We start from the raw sequence: 1,949 nt of genomic DNA, 5'->3' as shown, positions 1-1,949 counted from the left end.
AGCGCGGCTACTTCGCGCTGGGCGGCCAGATCGTCGACGCCTCCATCGTGGAAGCGCCCAGGCAGCGGCTGACCCGGGAGGAGAAGCGGCAAATTCGTGACGGCGAAGACCCGCCCTGGCCACCGGCCAAGGCGCGCCAGAAGGACACGCAGGCACGCTGGACGGTGAAGCGGGGGCGGGTCAAGGCGAAGCCGGGACCGGCGCTCGACGGTTCGGAGGCGCGCATGGTGGAGGGGCTTCTGATCCCGGCGTTCGGCTACAAGTCGCACATCAACATCGACCGCCGGTTCCGCCTGATCCGGCGTTTTGCCGTTACCGACGCCGCGCGGCACGATGGTGCGCAGTTGCCGGGCCTGCTCAACCCGGGCGCCTTCGACAGCCGGGTGTGGGCGGACAGCGCCTATCGCTCGAAAGCCAATGAAGCGGCCATCGCGGCGGCGGGCCGCCGCAGTATGGTGCATTTCCGCAAGCCGAAGGGACGGTCGATGCCGAAGCCGCACCAGCGCGCCAACCGCGCCCGTTCGATGGTGCGATCCGCCGTCGAGCATGTCTTCGCCGACCAGAAGGTAAGCGTCGTCTGGCGGCTGCGGCGGAATTGGGTTGACGGCTCCGCTTCCATTCACCCGTGGTCGGGAATCGTGACGTTCCAGGGCAGGAGATCGGCGATTCGGTTGATCGGGTGATCCACGATGCGGTCGAGCACATGTCGCAGGTAGGCCTGGGGATCGAGGCCGTTGAGTTTGGCGGATTCCACGATGGTATAAATCGTCGCGGCACGCTCCCCGCCGGCGTCGGAACCGGCAAACATCCAGTTGCGTCTTCCGATGGCCAACGGCCTGATCGCTCGTTCGGCGGCGTTGTTGGAGTTCTCCAGCCGGCCGTCGTCCACGTAGCGCGTCAGTGCCGTCCAGCGCGAGCGGGCGTAGCGGATCGCCTTGGCTAGGTCGCCCTTGCCGGGGATGCGCACCAAGGCGGCGTCGAGGAAGGTGGCCAGTTCATCGAGAACGGGACGGGCTTCCGCCTGGCGAATCCGGCGGCGGTCCTCGGCGGGCTGGCCGGTCAGGGGGCGTTCGATGTCAAACAGCCTGCCGATCCGCTTCAGCGCGTCGGCGGCCAGCGGCGAGCCGGTTTCGGTGTGCTCGTCGAAGAATTTCCGGCGCACGTGAGCCATACAGGCCACTTCGGCGACAGCGGCCGGTTTGCCGCCCTTGGCTTCGTACAGAGCATCGAACCCGCCATAGCCGTCGGCATGCAGGTGCCCACGGAAGCCGGCCAGCTCCCGTTGCGGATGTTCGCCTTTGCGGTCGGGGGTATAGCGGTACAGCACCGCCGGTGGCCCTTGTCCGGCATGCGGGCGTTCATCGCGCAGATAGACCCACAGTCGCCCCGTCTTGGTCGTGCCACGCCCGGGGTCGAGCACCGGCACCGGCGTGTCGTCCGCGTGTAGAACCGAACCAGCCAGCACGTGCCGACCAATGGCCTCGGCCAGCGGCGCCATCAGCGCCGCCGCCTTGCCGACCCAGTCGGTCAGCCGCGAGCGTTCCAATTCCACGCCTTCGCGGGCGTAGATGGCCGATTGCCGATAGAGCGGCAGATGATCGCAATATTTGGCGATCAGCACATGCGCCAGCAGCCCGGCCGAGGGCAGGCCGCGCTCGATGGGCAGTGACGGCATCGGTGCCTGCACCATGCTCTCACAGCACCGGCACGACAGCGCCGGGCGGACGTTATGGCGCGACAATCTGGATGAGGGAGCGCGGCAATCAGGATGGGAAAAGCTGGGGTCGCGGCTGAAGGATGATTGTCGCGCGCGGCGGCGGTTTTCAAGCCTCCTGTCGCGGCGCGTCAATCTGGTTGGCGTTGATTGTCGCGCGGGAGGGCGGGCGTCCTGGTCCGCGTTTACGCTCCAGGGCGGCTCGCCGCCGATAGCTTTCGACGTTCATCTCGAA

At 67.4% G+C, this 1,949-nt stretch carries 2 protein-coding genes; one reads left to right on the top strand and one right to left on the bottom strand.

What is annotated here, in order from left to right; translation table 11 throughout:
- Positions 1 to 683, top strand: a 683-nt coding sequence (locus EJ903_RS26195) for a transposase (RefSeq protein ID WP_210211575.1), incomplete at its 5' end; no start/stop codon positions are given.
- On the opposite strand, the gene tnpC is transcribed toward EJ903_RS26195, so the two are convergent.
- On the bottom strand, positions 620 to 1,849 hold the full coding sequence (gene tnpC, locus EJ903_RS26190) for an IS66 family transposase (protein ID WP_246016002.1): 1,230 nt from the start codon (positions 1,847 to 1,849) through the stop codon (positions 620 to 622). The two genes, EJ903_RS26195 and tnpC, sit on opposite strands and share 64 nt — an antisense overlap.
- Positions 1,850 to 1,949: the final 100 nt, after the last annotated feature.

Origin of the sequence: Azospirillum griseum, from assembly GCF_003966125.1 — a bacterium.
Classification (GTDB): domain Bacteria; phylum Pseudomonadota; class Alphaproteobacteria; order Azospirillales; family Azospirillaceae; genus Azospirillum; species Azospirillum griseum.
Note: the sequence above shows the minus strand (reverse complement) of the source record. Positions and strands in the feature narration are given on the sequence as shown.